Here is an 18105-nt window from a genome sequence, read left to right on the forward strand (position 1 = left end):
AGGCGATGCTGCCTCAATGGACTCACCCTGGCCAGAGACCCCCATGCCCCCACCACGTCCCTACAAAGTTGCACTCAACGGCTACGGCCGGATTGGTCGTTGCGTCCTGCGGGCGCTGTTTGAGCGGGGGGCTAAGGCCGGGTTCGAGATTGTGGCGATCAACGACCTGGCCGACATGGCCAGTATCGAATACCTGACACGCTTTGACTCCACCCACGGCCGGTTTCCCGGTGAAGTGCGGGTCGAGGGCGACTGTCTGCATATCAATGGCGACTGCGTGAAAGTGCTGCGCAGTGCCACGCCCGAAGGCATCGACTGGGCGTCCCTGGACGTCGATCTGGTGCTCGAATGTTCCGGCGCCTACCACACTCGCGAAGACGGCCAGCGTTTCCTGGCGGCCGGAGCGCCGCGGGTCCTGTTCTCCCAGCCGATGGCCAGCGAAGCGGATGTCGACGCGACCATCGTCTACGGCGTGAACCAGGATTGCCTGACCGGCGCCGAGCTGCTGGTGTCCAACGCGTCCTGCACCACCAACTGTGGTGTGCCGCTGTTGCGCCTGCTGGACCAGGCCATTGGCCTGGAATACGTGTCCATCACCACGATTCACTCGGCGATGAACGACCAGCCGGTGATCGACGCCTATCACCATGAAGACTTGCGCCGCACCCGTTCGGCGTTCCAGTCGGTGATTCCAGTGTCCACTGGTCTGGCGCGTGGCATCGAACGGCTGCTCCCGGAACTTGCCGGGCGAATTCAGGCCAAAGCCGTGCGGGTGCCGACGGTGAACGTGTCCTGCCTCGATATGACGATGCAGACTGTGAGCGATACCGACGCCACCGAGGTCAACCGGATCCTGCGCGAAGCCGCCACCAACGGCCCGCTCAAAGGCCTTCTGGCCTACACCGAGTTGCCCCATGCCAGTTGTGATTTTAACCATGACCCACATTCGGCCATTGTCGATGCCAGCCAGACCCGTGTTTCCGGGCCACGGCTTGTGAACATCCTGGCCTGGTTCGACAACGAATGGGGTTTTGCCAACCGAATGCTGGACGTTGCCGAGCATTACCTGCAAACAGCGGCTGCGCTTTCTGCTTCCAATCCACCTGCTCTCTAAACAGTTATCCAGGAATTGCGACCCATGACCGTGTTGAAGATGTCCGACCTCGATCTGCAAGGTAAGCGCGTACTGATCCGCGAAGACCTCAACGTCCCCGTCAAGGACGGTGTCGTCACCAGCGACGCGCGTATCCTGGCTTCGCTGCCGACCATCAAGCTGGCCCTGGAAAAAGGCGCGGCCGTGATGATCTGCTCCCACCTGGGGCGTCCGACCGAAGGCGAATTCTCGGCCGAAAACAGCCTCAAGCCGGTGGCCGACTACCTGAGCAAAGCCCTGGGCCGCGAAGTGCCGTTGGTGGCTGAGTACCTGGGCGGCGTCGACGTGAAGGCCGGCGATGTCGTGCTGTTCGAAAACGTGCGCTTCAACAAGGGCGAGAAAAAGAACGCCGACGAGCTGGCCCAGCAGTACGCGGCCCTGTGCGATGTGTTCGTGATGGACGCGTTCGGCACCGCCCACCGCGCCGAGGGTTCGACCCATGGCGTGGCGAAGTTCGCCAAAGTCGCCGCCGCCGGCCCGCTGCTGGCCGCCGAACTGGATGCGCTGGGCAAGGCCCTGGGCTCCCCGGCCCAGCCAATGGCCGCCATCGTCGCCGGCTCCAAGGTGTCCACCAAGCTCGACGTGCTCAACAGCCTGAGCCAGGTCTGCAATCAACTGATCGTCGGTGGCGGCATCGCCAACACCTTCCTGGCCGCGGCCGGTCATCCGGTTGGCAAATCCCTGTACGAGCCGGATCTGCTGGACACCGCTCGTGAAATCGCTGCCAAGGTCAGCGTGCCGTTGCCGGTGGACGTGGTGGTGGCCAAGGAATTCGCCGAAAGCGCCGCCGCCACCGTCAAGGCCATTGCCGACGTCGCCGAAGACGACATGATCCTGGACATCGGCCCGCAAACCGCGGCCAACTTCGCCGAACTGTTGAAAGCGTCCCAGACGATCCTGTGGAACGGTCCGGTGGGCGTGTTCGAATTCGATCAGTTCGGCAACGGCACCAAGGTATTGGCCCAAGCCATCGCCGACAGCGCTGCGTTTTCCATCGCTGGCGGCGGCGATACCCTGGCGGCCATCGACAAATATGGCGTGGCCGAGCAGATCTCCTACATTTCTACCGGTGGCGGCGCGTTCCTCGAATTCGTCGAGGGCAAGGTTCTGCCGGCTGTGGAAGTCCTGGAAAGCCGGGCCAAGGCCTGAGGCTCCGTTGACCGGGCAAAGGAGTGTTCTGATGGTCAAGACGTTTACGGTGCTGTTGGCGGTGGCGATGGTGGCGGGCTGTTCGAGCAGCCCGCCAGCCACGGCCCCGGAAACCGGGACGCCGACACCCGAGGAAGGCTGTTACCAGGCCGACTGGCAGGCCGAGACCAACCCGGTGCTGAACAAGCGTTCGGGGCCGGACGGCCTGGACAAATACGAGGCGCAAACCCCGGCCAAGGAACATGGTTGTCCTTGACGGGTCTGACTCTTTAACTCAAGGCGGGCGGCGTGTGCCGTTCGTCGAGGAAAACGGATGAAAGGCTTGGTCGCCGTTGCGGCGTTGGCAGTGCTGGGTGGCTGTGCGCAGCTGGATTTTTTGCACTCGTCCGAGCCGGTTGAAAGCTGGACGAGCTGGACCTGTGACAGCGAGGCCAAGGTGCTATGGCGCTACACCGATACCGCCCACCAGGAAGTTGATGTGCGCCTGGGCGGCGCCGATCAGGTCTACCACCTGAAACAGGAGCCGGGCGCAGCGGGCGCGCTGTACAGCGACGACATGCTGGCACTGCACGTGCAGGGTGAGGAAGGCCTGGTGTATTGGGTCGCCACCAATGACTTGATCGGGCGTGGCTGTAAGGCGCAGTAATTGAAATGCCACGGCCTCCTGTGGGAGCGAGCCTGCTCGCGATGGCGGTGGATCAGTTCACATCTGTTCTGAATGATCCGACGCTATCGCGGGCAGGCTCGCTCCCACAGGGGCCGGTGGAGATTGAAAGACCAAGTGGTACCGAATTCGCAGCCGGGGCCAACCCCCGACTAGCAATGACTTGAATAGCCGCCGCCGCTCCGGCAGGCTGGCACGATTAACGACCCTCGACCGGGAGAGAGACACACAATGGCACTTATCAGCATGCGTCAGATGCTGGACCACGCAGCCGAGTTCGGCTACGGCGTTCCAGCCTTTAACGTCAACAACCTTGAGCAGATGCGCGCCATCATGGAAGCCGCTGACAAGACTGACTCTCCGGTGATCGTCCAGGCCTCGGCCGGTGCCCGCAAATACGCCGGTGCGCCGTTCCTGCGTCACCTCATCCTGGCGGCGATCGAAGAATTCCCGCACATCCCGGTGTGCATGCACCAGGACCACGGCACCAGCCCGGACGTCTGCCAGCGCTCGATCCAACTGGGCTTCAGCTCGGTGATGATGGACGGCTCCCTCGGTGAAGACGGCAAGACCCCGACCGACTACGAATACAACGTGCGCGTCACCCAGCAAACCGTTGCCATGGCCCACGCCTGCGGCGTTTCGGTAGAAGGCGAGCTGGGTTGCCTGGGTTCGTTGGAGACCGGCATGGCCGGTGAAGAAGACGGCATTGGCGCTGAAGGCGTGCTGGACCACAGCCAGATGCTGACCGACCCGGAAGAAGCCGCGGACTTCGTCAAGAAGACTCAGGTCGACGCCCTGGCCATCGCCATCGGCACCAGCCACGGCGCCTACAAGTTCACCAAGCCGCCGACCGGTGACGTACTGGCGATCGATCGCATCAAGGAAATCCACAAGCGCATCCCCAACACCCACCTGGTGATGCACGGCTCGTCCTCGGTGCCGCAAGAGTGGCTGGCGATCATCAACCAGTACGGTGGCGACATCAAGGAAACCTACGGCGTGCCGGTCGAGGAAATCGTCGAAGGCATCAAGTACGGCGTGCGCAAGGTCAACATCGATACTGACCTGCGTCTGGCCTCTACGGGTGCCATGCGTCGTTTGATGGCGACCAATCCTAGCGAGTTCGATCCGCGTAAGTTCTTTGGCGCCACCGTGACTGCGATGCGTGATGTGTGTATTGCGCGTTATGAGGCGTTTGGGACTGCGGGGAATGCTTCGAAGATCAAGCCGATCTCTTTGGAGGCGATGTATCAGCGGTATTTGAAGGGTGAGTTGAACGCTAAGGTCAACTGATCTGCTGCTATAGAGAAACCCGCATTTTTGCGGGTTTTTTTATGGCCGGGTTTGTATGTATATCCGTTTCTGCGGCAACGGCTACTTAGGGTTCCGCTCTTACAGCGGGTCACTTTTGGAAGAGCGCCAAAAGTAACCAAAAGCGCTTTGCCCCACCACTAGGCACCTCGCCAAGGCTCGGTGTTCCCTCACTCCGGCATTGCTCCGTGGGCCCGCCGCGATGGGCCATCCATGGCCCTGCGCGGCTATCCCGGCATCCATGCCGGGATGCCCACTACGCAACGCCTGCGCTCGGCCTTCGTGGTTAACGGGGCGCCTAGATCAAAAGCAAAAGCAAAAGCGAGGGGCCTACGGCCGACCTGGCGCTTACGGCTGTACGTCAATCCAATTGTGGGAGCGGGCTTGCCCGCGAAGGCGGCCTAACAGCCGACCTTTACTCTTGCGGTCCTACCCAATCAAATTGTGGGAGCGAGCCTGCTCGCGAAAGATCTCAACCATACGACGGATCTTGTGGATGTACGCCAATTTTCAGATGCGCGGACGGCTGTGCCAGGGAATGGCGGACACTTTCCAGTGCACGCGTACTAATCGTCCAGTTCGTATTGCAAAGTGACCTCAAAGTCCTGCCCACCGTAGAAGATACCCAGGATGGAGACTTGCTTGGCATCAACAGTAAAGGCGATCACTGTCCGTTTACGATAATTCGTAATACGCAGGCCTGGGCGTATATCGTCTCGCTGGTTCCCTCGATGCGGAAATGTCCGTAGTTCCTCGCAATGGTTCACGATAGCGTCTGTATACCGCTGGGCAATCTCCGGCGAAGCCACCGTTGCTATATAGCGATAGAGCGTTGCTAGCTGTTCAACAGCTTCTGGAACAAACTCGACGGTATACGCCATTACGATTTGATAGTGGTGGTCTGGTGTTCGGCCGCCAATCTGGAGCGCACCTGATCGATGCTTAGCGTACGTGAGGGGTCCGCTTTCAAGGCATCATAAGCCGGGGCTACTTGGCCTACGAGCCAATTTTCCAAAGCGCGATCACGGGCTAATAGCGCCCGGAGACCATCTCGAATAACTTCGCTTTCAGTGGCGTACTCGCCGGCTGCTACCTTGGCTTTCACCACGTCGGCCATCTGGTTAGGCAGTGTGATGCTGAACTGTTGAGTGCTGCGCATGATGGGCATCCTGAAAAAGATAGGATTAAATCCTACTCCGTCTCAAAAAATATGCACATGGCTGGGGTTCATCTTTGATTTAAATCCGACAAGTTGCCTGCTTTCACCTCCGATCTCAAAATCGGTGAGCTTGCTCGGATAGTGCCGTGTCATCCGACATCCATGTCGCTGAACCGGCGCATCGCGAGCAGGCTCGCTCCCACAAGGGGCTTTATTCTTCTTCAAGTCCGCGTTGCTCGATCACTCCGAAGACATCCGCGACGTCCTGCACCATGATCCTGGCGATGTTGGTGAGGGTGTTGATGTCGTTGGCACTTGAGTCGCGCAGCGTCATGCAGGCCATGAGGGTCAGATAGTCGAGGGTGGCGTGCAGGCGTTCGCTGGCGCAGGCGTGGAGTTCAGGGAGTGGGGCTGTGCGGTCGATGAATAGGATGGGATGGGTGGTGGCTATTGGGGTTAAAGGGGTGAAGCGGCTGGATGATTGATTTGTAGTCATGAAGGTTTGGCTCTATCAAGGAAAATGAATTGCCACCTTCTGCTGCGAAACAAATAGGTGGCAGTTGCGTGCGGGTTCGCAGACCGAGGAAGAGACCAAACCCGGCAGACCAGAAGGTCTCCCACACACAACCGCCATAAAATGAACGCCGACAAGTTTGCCTGAGTTTTCATTCGACGGTGCAAAGGTCTCATTCTCAATTTTAGGGCTGCGAAACCCCGTCACTGACCAAAGCCAGTGACGGCCCTAACTATAGAGTGGATCCAGAGCGGATTTTTGACCCAACAACCGAGCTGTAGGACGCCCGCAAACTCCGTGGCGAGGGAGCTTGCTCCCGCTCGGGGGCACAGCCCCCGTAAACATTGGGCATCGGGCGGGTCTGACAAAAAGAAGGGGCCGCTTCGCAGCCCAGCGGGAGCAAGCTCCCTCGCCACGGGGGGCGTTTTCCTACGAGATTTTCAGAAGGGCCGGTGCGCGGTATTTGCTGTCGCTGCGTCTGGAGGAATGTCAGATGCTGTGGTTGATCGGGGTACAACCGAGAGAGATTGGTCGGTTGTCAGGCCGCCATCGCGAGCAGGCTCGCTCCCACATGGAGCTGTATTCCTCTTCGAGTTTGCGTCGTTCAGTCACTCGAAGGTAGTAAAAATTACTCTTGAATGTAGTCCGTTTCCGAAAAGACTTTTCAATCTAACCAAAGCCCGGGCTGGAGCACTGCGCTTGGGGCAGACTCCGTTTCGTATCCATTGACTGGTAGCGAAGCTGTGATCGAGGAAAAGACCCAATACGTTGGCCACTACGGGCTCACTTTTTCCGTAACGCGACTGCGCGTGATGCCTCGCGAGAAACATCTTCTCAAAAGCCTTTGTTTTTTGGAGATGAACGCGGTAGCACCGCAAGTATGCTATCGATTGACTGAGCTCTACGAGAAGATGCTCGCGAAGGATTTGCCTTGTCTGATGGTCGTCGCGATTTCCAAACCGCTAAGCCGCCGGCAGGCAGATATATTCAATCTACAAAAGGACCTGCTCATTACTGTAATCAGTAGTGCGTTTGCTGTACCGGCGAAGCTATTTTCGAGCCGGGCGAGTGTGTCGGTGGGTGCTGCTGTTGCAGGTTCGGCATGGAGTCGACTGCGCGGCTACCATGCGGGCGACGTCATTGTCGGCCTTGATGCGCAGGTCAACGGAGGTATTGGCCCACAGCGCTCAACATCGTCCATGGTTTTGGAGCATCCAGGTGGATAGCATCCTCGCCTTCCTGGCGCACTGGCTCCTAGCGCTTATCGTCTACGTCATTCTTGCCGCCAGCGTAAAGTCCTATGCGCCCAGGAAGTGGTGTGGACTGCTTCTTTTATCCATCGGTCTGATTGTTCTGTTTCATCCTCCATCCTGGCTCCGGGATTTGGGCATCAACTTCGCTGCACCCAGCCTGTTTTTAATGGGCTGGTTGCTGTTCCTGGACCGAAACGAATACCGTCGAGCCCGATCAAACGCCCCCGCTCATCCGCTTTGGACGGCTCCCATGAGCAACCTGGCGCCGAACTTTCCCACTGATGCGTTGATGCGCCAGCTGCTGCAACTGCTGCACGAGGAGATAGGCCTCTCCAAACACCAGACGCTTCGACTCGAAACGGCCATCAACCTGGACTTCAAGTGCGAGGATCGTGACGTCAGGCACTTCATTCAGGTATTTCGACAGGAGTTCTCTGTGCATTTAGGGGACTTCAAAGCCCGTCGCTATGTCTGTTCGCCATTAACCGAGATCCTGGTCAAATGCCGGCTGCTCAAACGCCGTCAGAAAAGGCCCCTGACCATCGGCATGCTCTACCAGGCGCTAAAAAACCGGCGTTGGAATACCCGGACGCTGGAAGCCCTATAGAAATGGTTCGAAAAGTCTCTGCACGAAAGATGGGCACGATCCGACACTCGGCCCCGCGGCACTCCAGCAGGGATACGTAACCTCGCGGGAGCTGCCGCAGACGGCATCACTCAGGTGTTGTGATCAATATCCAACTTACTGAACGTCACTTTCCCACCTTCGCTGGTATAGCCCGAGTTGTCCTGCACATACACCCCGGCCTTGAAATACAACGGCTTGACCCGCCAAGTGGAGCTGATGGTGGTGTACCAACTACGACCCGCCGCGCTGATGCCCAGGTCACCGGTGCGATCCAGATGAATACGGTAGGAAAAGGCCTGGGAAATCTTCACTCCGCTGGCAACTGTGATGACCCGGGCCTTACTGTCATCGGGACGCATACGAACCTTGGCAACGATGTCACCGAGTTTATTGGCATCCTTGTACTGGTATTCCAGCTTCACCATGGGTTTGTTGCTGTCTTTGGTATGGATCTGACCAATGACAACCTTGCCGCTGCTGGGCACCTGGTTAACGGTCAGGGTGGCATTCAGAAAATTGTCGGCGTCAGGGTACAACCAATTGCGCAAGGTGCCGTCTTTGTAGGTTTCCCGTAGCTCGCTGCGCGGATAGATCGCGTTTTCAGTCTTTGAGCCAGTGACCGGTGCCCAGAAACGCACCGTGCTGCCATCGCGGCTGAAGTATTTGTCCTTGAACCCATCCACCAATCGTGGCGTTTCGATGGTTTTGGGTGGGCTCCCCTCAGGGATGCTCAAATTCCAGGTGGCAAGATCGACCATGTTCGGATCCTTTTTCACGAATAAAAAACTGCAAGACCCAACCGGAGGCTCTATTCCAGGCATCTCAAGGCGCCTTCATAGCGCGGGAATCGAACATTTCACGAGTTCGTCCGGCGGATGGTTGGCGTCAACTGTCCGTCAGAGTGGTGTTTGCGGTTTTTGTGCCCGAGATAAACGACCGCTGGTCGGCTATTTCGTTTTCCAATGGAACGATGGCCATATGAAGCCTGTCGCTTTTGCCGGATGCAGCAAACGGCACGCAGCGGTCCTTGCCGCTACGCGCCGTTGATAGCAGTCAAATCTTGTGCTGAATTTCCAACTGGCTGAACGTCACTTTTCCGCCTTCGGTGGTGTAGCCAGTGTTGTCCTGCACGTAGACGCCTGCCTTGAAGTAAAGCGGCTTGTCCTTCCAGGACGGATCAATGGTGGTGCGCCAGTTGTAGCCCGCTGCACTGATGCCCAGCGCACCCTTGGGGCTGAGGTGAATCATGTAGGTAAAGTTACGGTCAAGCTTTACACCGGTGGCCACGGTAATGACCTGGCCTTCTGCGTCATCGGGGCGCATACGCACTTTGGCGACGATGTTGCCGGTGCTCGTTTTGGTCTTGTACTGATACTCAAGTTTCACCATTGGGTTGGTGCTGTCCTTGGTGTGAATCTGACCAATAACGATCTTGCCAGTACTCGGTACCTGGTTGACGGCCAGTGTTGCACGCAGTTGGTTGTCGGCCGCCGAGTACAGCCAGTTGCGCAAGGTGCCGTTGCTATAGGTTTCACGCAGTTCGCTGCGCGGATAAATAGCGTTGGCTGTCTTGGTGCCTGTTACCGGCGACCAGAAAAACAGCGTGCCGGTATCGGAGTGGAAGTATTCGTTCTTGAATCCCTGGGCCAGGCGTGGGGTTTCGATGGTTACCGCCGGGCTGCCTTCGGGGATGGTCAAGTTCCAAGTAGTGAGATCGATCATGTTCGTGTCCTGCATAACTGTGTAAAAAATAGGCGTGGCAAAGCGAAGGCTCTAACCCGCACTTCTAGGGGCGACCTGACAACACCGGAGTAAGCTTTTTATCGTCTGTTTCGGCGGTGGATTGACGTCAATTGATCGTCACGAGAGGGTATTGCAGTTTCTGTGCCCGATGAGGGTGACCGTTAGTCGGCTATTTCGGGCTTTGTCTGGATGATGGCGCGATGACACCTACTGCTTTTCAAAATCACGGTCTAGAGTGAGATCACCAGTATTTGTCAGCTTTGCTACGTAAAAAACGGCGTGGCGCCCGATAAGAGAAGCAGCATGGAATGCGCGCAACCAACGCTTGGCGAAGATAGCTCCGTACTTTTGATAGTGGATGATTACCCCGAAAACCTGCTCAGCATGCGCGCGTTATTGCAACGTCCGGACTGGCAGGTGATGACTGCATCCTCGGGGTTCGAAGCGCTCGATCTGCTGCTGGCACACGAGATCGACCTGGTTCTGCTGGATGTGCAGATGCCCGACATGGATGGTTTCGAAGTGGCGCGCCTGATGCGCGGCAGCCAACGCACGCGGCTCACGCCGATCATTTTCCTGACCGCCAATGAACAATCCCAGGACGCGGTCATCAAGGGCTATGCCACGGGCGCCGTGGATTATTTGTTCAAACCCTTCGATCCGCAGATTCTCAAGCCCAAGGTGCAGGCGTTGCTGGAGCATCAGCGCAATCGCCGGGCCTTGCAGCGCTTGAGCCAGGAACTGGAGGTCGCCAGGGCCTTCAATGCTTCGGTGCTGGACAACGCCGCCGAAGGGATCCTGGTGGTGGACGAGGAGGGCAGTATCCGTTTCGCCAACCCGTCGACATGCCGTTTGCTCAATGCCACTGCCGATCAGTTGCAGGGCACGCCGTTCCTGGACTACATGCAAAAACCGCATATCCCGGAGTGGGCCGGTTCCGAATTTCTTAACCTCTATGGCCGTGGTGAGATCCTGCGTTTGCACGATGCGGTGTTGCGTACTGCGCCCGGCCAGCAGGTGTCGGTGGCTTTGTCTTGTGCGCCGCTTCCGCCGGAGCAGAAGGCGATGGTGGTGACGCTGCAGGACATGTCGGTGGTGCGTCACCTGCACCAGCAACTGGAATATCAGGCCGTCACCGACCCGCTGACCGGTTTGCTCAACCGCCGGGGCTTCTACCAGACCGCGGAAAACCTGTTGATGCGCAGTGAGCGACTGGAGAGTAATTGGGTGCTGCTGTACCTGGACCTCGACGGTTTCAAGCGGGTCAATGATTCCCTGGGCCACGATGCCGGGGACCGGGTGTTGCGCTGGGTCTCGGAGCAGTTGAAGGCTTGCCTGCGTCCGTTCGATATCCTGGCGCGGTTGGGCGGGGATGAGTTCACGGCGTTGCTGGACCTGGAGTTTCCCGAGCAGGCGGCCAAGATTGCCGAGAAGCTGATCGAGCGCGTGGCGATCTGTCAGCAGATCGAAGGCATGGACGTAGCGCTCGGAGCGAGTATCGGTATCGCCACCTACCCGGACTGTGGCGCCAATCTCGACGGCCTGTTGCGGGCGTCCGACATCGCCATGTACGAAGCCAAGCGTGCCGGCCGCCAGCAGTATCGTTTCTATGATCACGAAATGAACGGTCGAGCCCGTTCACGCCTGATGCTTGAGGAAAGCGTGCGCTCGGCCATCGAGAACCGTGACTTCAACATGGTCTATCAGCCCCAGGTCAGCATCGCCGACGGGCGGATCCGCGGGTTCGAGGCGTTGTTGCGCTGGCAGCATCCCAGCGTGGGCGATGTGCCGCCGGGTCTGTTCCTGCCGCTCCTGGAAGAGGCTCGGTTGATCAGTCGGCTGGGCAGTTGGATTTATCATCGCAGCGCGGCCCAGCGCAAAGTCTGGGAGCGGATGTTCGCCGATGATCTGGTGCTGGGGGTGAGCCTGAGCAGCACCCAGTTCGGCATGCCGAACCTGGCGACCGAGTTGCGTCAGGTGCTGGAGCGCCATGCGTTGAAGCCCCGGCAGTTGGAGGTCGAGGTGACTGAGGATGCGTTGATGCGCAACCCCGATGAAACCCAGAAGCAGCTGCGGCTGCTGCGTCAGCTCGGGGTACGGGTGGCTTTGGATGATTTCGGGTCGGGGCCGTGTTCATTGGCGCATCTGCGCGATCTGGAACTCGACACGCTCAAGCTTGACCGGCATTTGATCGCTCGCTTGCCGGGCTCGCCCCGGGATGCGGCACTGGTGGCGTCAGTGATTGATTTGTGCAAGCAGCTGGGACTGCGGGTGATTGCCGAAGGGGTGGAAACCTTCGAGCAATACGAGTGGTTGCAAGCCCATGGTTGCGAATATGTGCAGGGCTTTCTCGTCGCACGCCCGTTGATGGCCGAGGACACCGATGTCTTTGCCCAACCGTTCGACTGGAGCACGGTGCGGGTCTGAATTTCGCTACACTGGCGGCCTCTCGTATCCGTGTTGTTGCCAATGATCGCGCTCAAGTACCTCCAGGCCTACCCCGCCACCCTGCAAGCCCAGGTGCAGCAATTGATTGCCCAGGACCGGCTGGGCGAGTACCTGCACCAGCGTTATCCCGAGCGGCATTCGATCCAGAGCGACAAGGCCCTGTACGCCTATGCGCTGGAGCTCAAGCAGCAGTACCTGCGTAACGCGCCGGCCATCGACAAGGTGTTGTTCGACAACCGTCTGGACCTGACCCACCGCGCCCTTGGCCTGCACACCGCCGTCTCGCGTGTGCAGGGCGGCAGGCTCAAGGCCAAGAAGGAGATCCGGATCGCCGCGTTGTTCAAGGACGCTGCGCCCGAGTTCCTGAACATGATCGTCGTCCACGAGTTGGCGCACTTCAAGGAATCGGACCACAACAAAGCCTTCTACCAACTCTGCGAGCACATGTTGCCGGGGTACCACCAGCTGGAATTCGACCTGCGGGTGTACCTGACCTGGCGGGACTTGCAAGCAATCAAGGAATGACGAATGGACGTCAGCAAGACCAAGACCAGCTTCTACCGGCGCCTGTATGTGGCTTACCTGATCGACAGCGGCATCGCCAGCAATGTCCCTGCGCTCACCGAAGCCACCGGCATGCCGCGACGCACCGCCCAGGACACTGTCGCGGCCCTGGCGGACCTGGACATTGTCTGTGAGTTCGAGCAACAGGAAGGCGCTCGCAATCATGCCGGGCGTTATCGGATTCGTGATTGGGGAGCGATTGACCGGGGGTGGATCGAGGGAAATCTGCCGCGGATCAAGGCGGTGCTTGAGTATCCCTGATATCAGTGGTGTCTGGGCCGGCCCTATCGCGAGCAAGCTCGCTCCCACAATGGATAGCGCACGCCCCACATGTTGTGTTGCAGCAGATCAATGTGGGAGCGAGCCTGCTCGCGATGGCGTACTCAAGGCCGATGCATGCCTATGTGTGGAATCCCATCCTCCAGATACTCCACTCCCACCACCTTAAACCCATAGCGCCCGTAATATCCCTGCAAATGCGCCTGGGCCGAGAGCGAGATCGAAGTCCCGGGCCAGTGTTTCTCGGCCTGCTTGAGGCCTTGCTCCATCAGCGTGTGTCCCAGGCCTTGGCCGCGCGCTTGCGGCGCGATGATCACGCGGCCGATGATCACGTCGCTGTTCTGCGAATGCGGGTCGAGCAAGCGCAGGTAGGCCACCAGGCGATCGTCCTGCCAAGCCATCAAATGGCAGGTGTCGCCTTCCAGGTCCAGGCCGTCGACGTCCGGGTAGGCGCAGTTCTGCTCGACGACGAACACTTCGGCCCGCAGTTTGAGAATGGCGTACAGCTGTTCCTTGCTCAGGTCACTGTGATGTTTGCAGACCCAGTCGATGTCCATTTTTGAATTTCCTGAATGATTCGATGCCGATATTAAGCGGCCTGCCATCGGAAGTCTTCTCTCCCGAACGGCAGGAAAATCTGTGACAAAGGCCAAAATGCCATCATTCCCCAGTCGCGATGTTGTCTTCTTTGTGTAATCTTCGATGCAGCGCTGTGCAGCGGTTTCAATGAGCTAATGTTAGGTCGGATGTCCAAGGACATCCCATGAGTGTCGGCTAAAAACAAACGGGCTTTGAACCCGTCAAGGATGTTTGGCATGCCGCGATTGCATCGAGCTCTTGTATTGGTCGGGTTGCTGTTGCTGAGTCACCAGGCCTGCGCGCAGAAGTTGCGCCTGGTGGCCGATGGTTGGCCGCCGTTCACCGACGCGACGTTGGTCAATGGTGGCCTGGCGACCGATATCGTCAGTACCGCCCTGGCCCGGGCCGGTTACGCCACGGAATTCGAACAGGTGCCCTGGGCCCGGGCAATGCTCGGTATCAGCGAAGGCCGCTATGACGTGCTGGTCAATGCTTGGTACGCGCAAGATCGCACCCAGATCGGCCAGTTCTCGGCCGAGTACCTGCTCAATCGCGTGCGCTTCATCAAGCGCAAGGAAGACCTGATCGAGTTCGATAACCTGCAGCAACTGCATGTCTATCCCATCGCGGTCGTGCGCGGCTATGCCTATTCCCGGGATTTCGACGAAGACCAGCAAATGCACAAGGTTCCCGTGCACAGCTTCGCCATGGCCGTGCGCATGCTGGCGGCCGAGCGGGTCAAGCTGACGCTGGAAGATGAATACGTGGCCCGGTACTACCTGGCCCGGGAATCGCCCAAGGTTCGCAACGCTGTGGAGTTCCTGCCCAAGCCGTTGAGTGAAAACAGCCTGCACATCCTGGTCAGCCTGAAAAACCCGGAGCATGAGCAGATCGTGGCGGGGTTCGATAAAGCGATTGCGGCGATGAAGGCGGATGGCAGTTATGCGCGGTTGTTGGAGCAGCATGGGATGTAGGCTTTTGTAGGGGAGTGCAAGCGCTACAAGCTCAAGCCCCAGGCACATCCTTGATCAAATGCGCCGCCAGTGTTCGCAACGGGCCGAGCTGACGGCAGATCAACGCCAGTTGGGTTTGCACCAGCCGTTGGCCTTCGTCGATGTCATCGGGCATCTGTTCGAGTTCGTGAGCCAAGGCTTCTTCTTCATCGCTCTGGATCGCAATCGCAGTCTTGCTCGCCAGGCCTTGGGCGATCTCGTCGATGCTGGTCGCCAGTTTCGCGCCCGCGCCCTCGATCAACTGCTCACGCACCTCGGCCGGCAGTTCGGTGCCACGGTGCGCCCCCAGGCCCGACAGGTAGCTGAGCAGCGTGTGGGACAGCACAAGGAAACGGAAGCCCACGTCGGCTTCCTTACGGAAATGGCCCGGCTCCATCAGCATGTTCGCAAGCGTGGTGGACAGCGCGGCGTCGGCGTTGTGGGCGTTGCGTCGGGCCAGACGATAGGCCAGGTCGTCGCTTTTGCCGGCGGCGTATTGCTGCATGATCTGGCGCAGGTAAATGCTGTTGCAGGTCAGTGTGTTCGCCAGCACCTTGTTCAGCCGACGACCCTGCCAGTCCGGCAGGAACAGGAATACCGCCAGCCCCGCGATGAGGCTGCCGAGCAAGGTGTCGAACAGCCTTGGCAGCAGCAGCCCATAACCGTCACCCACCTGGTTGAAGCAGAACAGCACCATGATGGTGATCGCGGCGGTCGCCAGGGTGTAGCGGGTCGTACGGTTGGTAAAGAACACCACCCCGGCGAGGATGGCGAAACACGATTGCACCAAGGGATTGGGGAACAGGTCGAACAGCGCCCAGGCCACTGTGAGGCCGATGGCGGTGCCGATGATCCGTTGGCCGAGCTTGCGTCGGGTCGCGCCGTAGTTGGGCTGGCAGACAAACAATGTGGTGAGGATGATCCAGTAGCCTTGGGATGGGTGGATCATGTGCACCACGGCATAGCCGACGCTCAGGGCCAGGGGCAGGCGCAGGGCATGGCGAAACAGCAGCGAGGTGGGCGTGAGTTGCGTGCGCAGGCGCAGCCAGACGTCCTTCAGGTTGCGCGGTGAGCGATCCAGCAGGCTGCTGTCGGTGGCGTCGGCCAGGGCGTCCGGGTTGCTGGCGTCGCTGAGCAGGCGGTCCATGGTCGCCAGGTTCACCGACAGCGCCCGCAACGAACGCAACAGGCCGCGCCAGGCCGGGTTGCTCTGGATGCGTAAATGTTCGAGGGACGCGTGCAGATCGTTGAGGGCTTCGGCGAAGCTGTCGTCGTAGACGAATGGCTGGCGCAGCTGGATCGATTCGGCCAGCGCCTGGCAAGCCTTGCCTTGCTGGCGCAGCAGGCGTTGGCAGCGGAACAGCACATCACTGTGGAAGAACGCCTCGGCCAGGGCGTTGTAGGGGTAGTGCGAAGAACTGGCGCGTTCGTGGATGTCCTGAGCCAGGAAATACAGCTTCAGGTAGCGGCTGACTTTCGACCCGGGCCGGCCGTTGCCCACGCGATGCAGGATGATCTCCTTGGCGCTGTTGAGCGCGGCGACCACCCGGCCGTTCTGCTGGGCCAATTCCAGGCGGCGGGCTTCGATGTCCAGCTGGCGGATCGGTTCGAGCAGCGACGATTTGAGCTTCAGGTAGCGCCCCAGCTCGCGAAACAGCCGCGCCAGGCTTTGCTGCACCGGCTGGTTGGAAAACAGCGCATGCCACAGCACCGAGAGCAGGCCGTACCATGCCGCGCCGGCCACCAGCAGCAAGGGTTCATGCCAGAAGTTGGTGACTGCGCCACCGCGCTGGTCCACGCCGATCATCGTGTAGACCGACAGAATCAGGGTCGCCGAGGCAATCGCGCCATAACGTTCGCCCAAGGCGCCGAGCATGGTCAGGCCGAAGGCCGCCAGGGCCAGGGCGCCGATGAACAGCACGGGATAAGGGAACAGCAACTCCACCGACAGCGCCGCGACGGTGAAGCACGCCAGGGTAACGGCCAGCGCGTTGAGACGGCCCTGCCAACTGTCGTCGGTCTCGGCCAGGGCGCTGGCGATGATGCCCAGGAATAACGGGATCAATAGCGCCATTTCATCCAGGTACCAGCACAGGCCCATGCTGCCGGTCAGGGCGATGAACACCCGTACGCTATAACTGAATTTATCCAACGCCCAAAGGCGACGCAGAGACTGGCTGAACGAGGTCGATGACATGAAGTGCACGGGCCTGACGGGCAATGACGCTAAATTGAGGCAGTAATGACGCCGACGCAATGGGGGCGATCACATCTGGCAGCAAAAAGTGTTCCGTGAACCACACGCCGAGCCACTGTGGGAGCGAGCTTGCTCGCGATGGCGGCAGATCTGTCACATTGATATTGACCGAACTACCGCTATCGCGAGCAAGCTCGCTCCCACAGGATTTATGCCCACATTTGAATCATGAATCAAACGTACTGCGCCGCCGCATAGCCCGACGCCCACGCCCATTGGAAGTTGAAGCCGCCCAGGTGTCCGGTGACATCGAGCACTTCACCGATGAAGTACAGGCCGGGGCTCTTCAGCGATTCCATGGTCTTGGACGAGACTTCCCGGGTGTCGACGCCGCCCAGGGTGACTTCGGCGGTGCGGTAGCCTTCGGTGCCGGCCGGGACGATATTCCAGCTCGCCAGTTTCTCGGCGATGTCCGCAAGCTCGGCGTGGGTGTATTGCTTCATCGGCTTGGAGACGAACCAGGTATCGGCCAGCAGGTTGGCCATTTTCTTGGTGAACAGCTCGCCCAGCAGGGTTTTCAGTTCACTGTTGGGACGTTCGGCCTGTTGCTGTTGCAGCCATTGCGGCACGTCGTGATCGGGCAGCAGGTTGATCTGCACCGTGTCCCCTGGTTCCCAGAACGAAGAAATCTGCAGGATCGCCGGTCCGCTCAGGCCGCGGTGGGTGAACAGGATGTTCTCGCGAAAGCTCTGGTCGTTGCAGCTCACCAGGCAGTCCACCGATGTGCCGGAGAGTTCGCTGCACAGCGTCTTGAGCTGGTCGGTGATGGTGAATGGCACCAGCCCGGCGCGGGTCGGCAGCAACTGGTGACCGAATTGCCTGGCGACCTGATAACCGAAACCGGTGGCTCCCAAGGTCGGGATCGACAGCCCGCCCGTGGCGATCACCAGGGATTGGCAGGTGAGGGTGCCGAGGGTGGTCTGCAGCAGGTAACCGCCTTCGGTTTTTTCGATGTGCTCGATGCGGGTGTCCAGGTGCAGGCTGACGCCGGCCTGGTCGCACTCATCCAGTAGCATGGCGAGGATGTCGCTGGATTTGTTATCGCAGAACAGCTGGCCGAGTTTTTTCTCGTGATACGGCACGCCGTGCTTGGCCACTAGGGCGATGAAATCCCATTGGGTATAGCGGGCCAGGGCCGATTTGCAGAAGTGCGGGTTCTGCGAGAGGAAGTTGCCCGGTTCCGTGTACATGTTGGTGAAATTGCAGCGCCCACCGCCGGACATGAGGATTTTCTTGCCGGCCTTGTTGGCGTGGTCCAGCAACATCACCTGCCGCCCGCGCCCGGCGGCGGTCAGCGCGCACATCAACCCCGCGGCGCCAGCGCCAATGATCACGACTTCGGTAGAGCGCAAAACGGTGTCCTCTGAATGTCTGGGGCCTGTCAGAAATTTGCTTTTGTGGCGAGGGAG

The 18105-nt window shown here is 59.4% G+C and carries 19 protein-coding genes; 11 read left to right on the plus strand and 8 right to left on the minus strand.

The genetic code is table 11. The annotated features are described in order from the left end of the window. The first annotated feature begins 43 nt into the window (after window positions 1-43). The 5 genes from epd to fba all read left to right on the plus strand — a co-directional run bounded on the left by epd (window position 44) and on the right by fba (window position 4262). On the plus strand, window positions 44-1114 hold the full coding sequence (gene epd / locus ACLEJQ_RS14905; RefSeq protein ID WP_440796193.1) for an erythrose-4-phosphate dehydrogenase: 1071 nt from the start codon (window positions 44-46) through the stop codon (window positions 1112-1114). A 24-nt stretch (window positions 1115-1138) separates the two neighbouring features. Further along, on the plus strand, window positions 1139-2302 hold the full coding sequence (locus ACLEJQ_RS14910) for a phosphoglycerate kinase (protein WP_440796195.1): 1164 nt from the start codon (window positions 1139-1141) through the stop codon (window positions 2300-2302). A 31-nt stretch (window positions 2303-2333) separates the two neighbouring features. Beyond that, on the plus strand, window positions 2334-2558 hold the full coding sequence (locus ACLEJQ_RS14915) for a hypothetical protein (RefSeq protein WP_440796197.1): 225 nt from the start codon (window positions 2334-2336) through the stop codon (window positions 2556-2558). A 57-nt stretch (window positions 2559-2615) separates the two neighbouring features. Then, window positions 2616-2948 carry an MliC family protein gene (locus tag ACLEJQ_RS14920; RefSeq protein WP_440796199.1) on the plus strand — a complete coding sequence of 111 codons (333 nt, stop codon included), beginning with the start codon at window positions 2616-2618 and terminating at the stop codon, window positions 2946-2948. Window positions 2949-3197: 249 nt separating this feature from the next. After that, window positions 3198-4262, plus strand: a complete 1065-nt coding sequence (fba, locus tag ACLEJQ_RS14925; RefSeq protein WP_003177554.1) for a class II fructose-bisphosphate aldolase — start codon at window positions 3198-3200, stop codon at window positions 4260-4262. A gap of 584 nt (window positions 4263-4846) precedes the next feature. Here fba and ACLEJQ_RS14930 read toward each other — a convergent pair. The 3 genes from ACLEJQ_RS14930 to ACLEJQ_RS14940 all read right to left on the minus strand — a co-directional run bounded on the left by ACLEJQ_RS14930 (window position 4847) and on the right by ACLEJQ_RS14940 (window position 5935). Beyond that, window positions 4847-5161, minus strand: a complete 315-nt coding sequence (locus ACLEJQ_RS14930) for a type II toxin-antitoxin system RelE/ParE family toxin (protein WP_440796202.1) — start codon at window positions 5159-5161, stop codon at window positions 4847-4849. Next, complete coding sequence (locus ACLEJQ_RS14935; RefSeq protein WP_440796204.1) at window positions 5161-5439, minus strand: ribbon-helix-helix domain-containing protein; 279 nt, start codon at window positions 5437-5439, stop codon at window positions 5161-5163. The genes ACLEJQ_RS14930 and ACLEJQ_RS14935 overlap by 1 nt, the downstream gene beginning before the upstream one ends. Window positions 5440-5650: 211 nt before the next feature. After that, on the minus strand, window positions 5651-5935 hold the full coding sequence (locus tag ACLEJQ_RS14940; protein ID WP_440796206.1) for a fructose-bisphosphate aldolase: 285 nt from the start codon (window positions 5933-5935) through the stop codon (window positions 5651-5653). Between the two features lie 761 nt (window positions 5936-6696). Here ACLEJQ_RS14940 and ACLEJQ_RS14945 point away from each other — a divergent pair. Beyond that, the gene (locus ACLEJQ_RS14945; RefSeq protein WP_440796208.1) at window positions 6697-7179 is read left to right on the plus strand and encodes a hypothetical protein; all 483 of its coding nucleotides are present in this window, start codon (window positions 6697-6699) and stop codon (window positions 7177-7179) included. Beyond that, window positions 7172-7813 carry a DUF1493 family protein gene (locus ACLEJQ_RS14950; protein ID WP_440796210.1) on the plus strand — a complete coding sequence of 214 codons (642 nt, stop codon included), beginning with the start codon at window positions 7172-7174 and terminating at the stop codon, window positions 7811-7813. The genes ACLEJQ_RS14945 and ACLEJQ_RS14950 overlap by 8 nt, the downstream gene beginning before the upstream one ends. Window positions 7814-7923: 110 nt before the next feature. Here the strand turns inward: ACLEJQ_RS14950 and ACLEJQ_RS14955 are convergent, their stop codons facing one another. Both ACLEJQ_RS14955 and ACLEJQ_RS14960 read right to left on the minus strand, forming a co-directional pair. After that, the gene (locus ACLEJQ_RS14955; RefSeq protein ID WP_440796212.1) at window positions 7924-8592 is read right to left on the minus strand and encodes a polysaccharide lyase family 7 protein; all 669 of its coding nucleotides are present in this window, start codon (window positions 8590-8592) and stop codon (window positions 7924-7926) included. 295 nt (window positions 8593-8887) lie between these two features. Continuing rightward, complete coding sequence (locus ACLEJQ_RS14960) at window positions 8888-9556, minus strand: polysaccharide lyase family 7 protein (RefSeq protein ID WP_440796214.1); 669 nt, start codon at window positions 9554-9556, stop codon at window positions 8888-8890. Window positions 9557-9880: 324 nt separating this feature from the next. On the opposite strand from ACLEJQ_RS14960, the gene ACLEJQ_RS14965 reads away from it, so the two are divergent. The 3 genes from ACLEJQ_RS14965 to ACLEJQ_RS14975 are packed head-to-tail and all read left to right on the plus strand — an operon-like array spanning window position 9881 to window position 12850. Then, entirely contained in the window at window positions 9881-12004 is a 2124-nt protein-coding gene (locus tag ACLEJQ_RS14965) for a putative bifunctional diguanylate cyclase/phosphodiesterase (protein WP_440796216.1), read from the plus strand. Window positions 12005-12046: 42 nt separating this feature from the next. After that, entirely contained in the window at window positions 12047-12550 is a 504-nt protein-coding gene (locus ACLEJQ_RS14970; RefSeq protein WP_440796218.1) for a M48 metallopeptidase family protein, read from the plus strand. Between the two features lie 3 nt (window positions 12551-12553). Next, the gene (locus tag ACLEJQ_RS14975; RefSeq protein ID WP_440796220.1) at window positions 12554-12850 is read left to right on the plus strand and encodes a winged helix-turn-helix domain-containing protein; all 297 of its coding nucleotides are present in this window, start codon (window positions 12554-12556) and stop codon (window positions 12848-12850) included. A gap of 122 nt (window positions 12851-12972) precedes the next feature. Here ACLEJQ_RS14975 and ACLEJQ_RS14980 read toward each other — a convergent pair whose 3' ends face one another. Beyond that, on the minus strand, window positions 12973-13425 hold the full coding sequence (locus tag ACLEJQ_RS14980) for a GNAT family N-acetyltransferase (RefSeq protein WP_440796221.1): 453 nt from the start codon (window positions 13423-13425) through the stop codon (window positions 12973-12975). A gap of 258 nt (window positions 13426-13683) precedes the next feature. Here ACLEJQ_RS14980 and ACLEJQ_RS14985 point away from each other — a divergent pair, with 258 nt between their 5' ends. Beyond that, window positions 13684-14421, plus strand: a complete 738-nt coding sequence (locus tag ACLEJQ_RS14985) for a substrate-binding periplasmic protein (RefSeq protein WP_440796223.1) — start codon at window positions 13684-13686, stop codon at window positions 14419-14421. Window positions 14422-14452: 31 nt separating this feature from the next. Here the strand turns inward: ACLEJQ_RS14985 and yccS are convergent, their stop codons facing one another. Next, complete coding sequence (gene yccS / locus ACLEJQ_RS14990) at window positions 14453-16636, minus strand: YccS family putative transporter (RefSeq protein WP_440796225.1); 2184 nt, start codon at window positions 16634-16636, stop codon at window positions 14453-14455. A 233-nt stretch (window positions 16637-16869) separates the two neighbouring features. Next, the gene (locus ACLEJQ_RS14995; RefSeq protein WP_440796227.1) at window positions 16870-18048 is read right to left on the minus strand and encodes an NAD(P)/FAD-dependent oxidoreductase; all 1179 of its coding nucleotides are present in this window, start codon (window positions 18046-18048) and stop codon (window positions 16870-16872) included. Between the last annotated feature and the right edge of the window lie 57 nt (window positions 18049-18105).

The sequence above is a fragment of the Pseudomonas sp. SMV71 genome, from assembly GCF_052042015.1.
In the GTDB taxonomy this organism is placed as follows: domain Bacteria; phylum Pseudomonadota; class Gammaproteobacteria; order Pseudomonadales; family Pseudomonadaceae; genus Aquipseudomonas.